Annotated in this window: 3 protein-coding genes; all 3 read right to left on the reverse strand. The window is 72.5% G+C overall.

From position 1 onward, the window contains the following. Window positions 1-244: 244 nt before the first annotated feature. Window positions 245-1,144 (reverse strand): transketolase family protein, encoded by a 900-nt coding sequence (locus D474_RS0126710; protein WP_026118831.1) that lies wholly within the window; start codon window positions 1,142-1,144, stop codon window positions 245-247. Between the two features lie 80 nt (window positions 1,145-1,224). Next, window positions 1,225-1,935 carry a thiamine pyrophosphate-dependent enzyme gene (locus D474_RS0126715; protein ID WP_017616540.1) on the reverse strand — a complete coding sequence of 237 codons (711 nt, stop codon included), beginning with the start codon at window positions 1,933-1,935 and terminating at the stop codon, window positions 1,225-1,227. Between the two features lie 47 nt (window positions 1,936-1,982). After that, window positions 1,983-2,446: sugar-binding domain-containing protein (locus D474_RS30235; RefSeq protein ID WP_017616541.1), on the reverse strand; the 464-nt coding region annotated here is incomplete at its 5' end.

Consider the following 2,446-nt stretch of genomic DNA (forward strand, 5'->3'; position numbering starts at 1 on the left):
GATCAGTGCTGATGTCTCACAACCCCGACTTTGAAACAGCCCTGCCCGTCGGCCCACAGAGACCCCACCGGCCGCCCCTCCCAGCGGGCACCGCAAGGGTCAGGGCCCGTCGGGGGGACGACCGTTCGTCCGCACATCCGACGCAGACATCGGGGGATCCGCGTTCACTCAGCAAGTCGACGAGGACGGCACGGACAGGCCACGCCGGGTGCCCGCCCCTGCCGGGGCACCCGGCGTGGCCCGGTCACACCAGGAAGAAGTCACGCGCGGCCCTGGCGATGCCCTCGGTGTCGAGGCCGTGGGCGCGGGCGTGCTCCTCCGGGGTTCCGTAGGCGCGCAGCTCCTCGGTGCGCGACACCCCCAGACCGAGCTGCCGGTGGCGGCGGTCGGCGAGCGCCGCGGAGACCTCGTGCGCCGAGGTGCCCTCCAAGTAGGGCTCGACAACGAGCACGTCGGCGCTGCCGGCGGCGGCCACGATCCGGTTCAGCCCCTCGCGGTCGAAGGGCCGCACGGTCGAGGCGTAGGCCACGGTCACGTCGAGGCCGGCGGTCGCCTCCAGGGTCCGGTCGAGCATGGGACCGACAGCGACCACCACGCCGGTGGAGCGTCCCGACCCCCGGCGTACGACGGTCAGCTTCTCCGATACGGGCACGGGCGCGCGGTTGGCTTCCGACGACAGGCGCAGGTAGACGGGCCGGTCGAGGGGGATCTCCTGCAGCAGCAGCTGCCGCACCTCGTTGGGATGGCCGGGCACGTGGACGGCCCATCCGGGCAGGCTGTCCAGGACGGCGACATCACCGGGGGCCTGGTGGGTCCGGCCGGCGAAGGAGGCGTCGTAGGACCCCCCGATTCCGACGAGGATCGCGCCAACGCCCTGGTGCGACAGGGAGATCTTGAGCTGCTCGAACGGCCGCTCCACCAGGAACGGCGCATAACTGTGCACGATCGGGCGCACACCGGTGAGGGCGAGCCCGCCGGCGACCCCGACGAGCGCCTGCTCGCGGATGCCCACGTCGATGACCCGGCCGGGGTGGCGCGCTCCGGACTCGCGGAACTTGTCCCCGGAGATCACTGCGAGCACGACCGCCACCCGGGGGTCGTCGTCGAGCGCCCCGCGCACGGTGGCGGCGAAGGCCTCGCGCATCGAGGCGCCGGAGGCCTTGTGGATGTCCATGTTCTGGGCCGGGATCTGCGTCTTCACGGGTGCGTTCACGGCGAGACTCCCTAGCTCTCGGACGGGGTGGTGACGACGACGGCGAGCGGCCGGCCCGGGTGCGGGTCGGTGAGGGCGCGGTGCACGGCGTCGTGGTGTCGCCCGCGTGCGCTGCGCACCTCCCACCCCTCGACCTCGAAGCGGGTCCCGACCCCGCCGGGCCAGGGCGGGGCCGCCGACCGGTTGTCGACGACGACGGTGGTCAGGTTGTCGGCCTTCAGACGCGCGGCGGCGGCGATGGCCTCGTGGTTGCTGCCCTCCTGCAGTTCCCCGTCGCCGACGAGCACGACGACACGGGGTTCGGTCCCGTCGGGGCGGCGTATCCCCTGGGCGCGCAGTCCCAGAGCGCTTCCGAGGGCGAGCGGAAGGCCGTGTCCGAGCGATCCGCTGCCGATCTCGATCCCCGGGACCAGGGTGCGGTCGGGGTGGAATCCGAGCGGCGAGTCGTAGGTGCCCCACATGCGCAGGGTCGGCACGTCGAGGAACCCCTTGGCCGCGAGCACGGCGTAGTAGGCGGCGGGCCCGTGCCCCTTGGAGAGCAGGAACCGGTCGCGATCGGGCGAGTCCGCGGTCTCGGGAGAGACCCGGAGGACGCGGTCGTAGAGCGTCCAGATGACGTCGAGTGTGGAGTGAGCGGCCTCGGAGTGTTTCTCGTCGCCCTCCATGAGGCCGATCAGCGCGGGCAGGTCGGCGTAGCGGCTGAAGACTGCTGCGGTGGTCATGCGCACCAGTCTTCGACCTGAAGCTAGATTGAGGTCAACCGCTGGCTTCAGGTCTTTTCGGGGCCCGCGTCCCCGGCTCCCACGGCCCCGCCTTCCCCGCCGAGTCCCTGCTCGGACAACAGCACGCGCGCGACCTCGCTGTCGGTCACCAGCGTCGACACCAACCCGCTGCGCAGCGCAGCCCCCACGGCCCGCGCCTTGGCCGCGTCCCCGGCCCCCGCGACCGCGACGACCTCCGGGACCCGCCGCAGCTGCTCGGCCCGTACGCTGATGATGCGCTCGGCCAGGTCGCTGTGGATCTGGTTGCCCTCGGAATCGAAGAGCTGCGCCGACATCTCCGCGCAGACCCCCAGCGCGCTGTACCGCTCCCGCGCCTCGGTGCCGAGCGCCTGGTACACGGTGGAGTTGCGCGCGTCCCACCCGCCGATGGCCACCACGGCGGTCGTGAGCCGGTCGTAGTGGGCGAAGGCCCCGGCGATACCGGGGTCGGAACGCAGGGTCTCGGCGGGGG

The sequence above is a fragment of the Nocardiopsis salina YIM 90010 genome (genome assembly GCF_000341025.1).
Lineage (GTDB): Bacteria > Actinomycetota > Actinomycetes > Streptosporangiales > Streptosporangiaceae > Nocardiopsis > Nocardiopsis salina.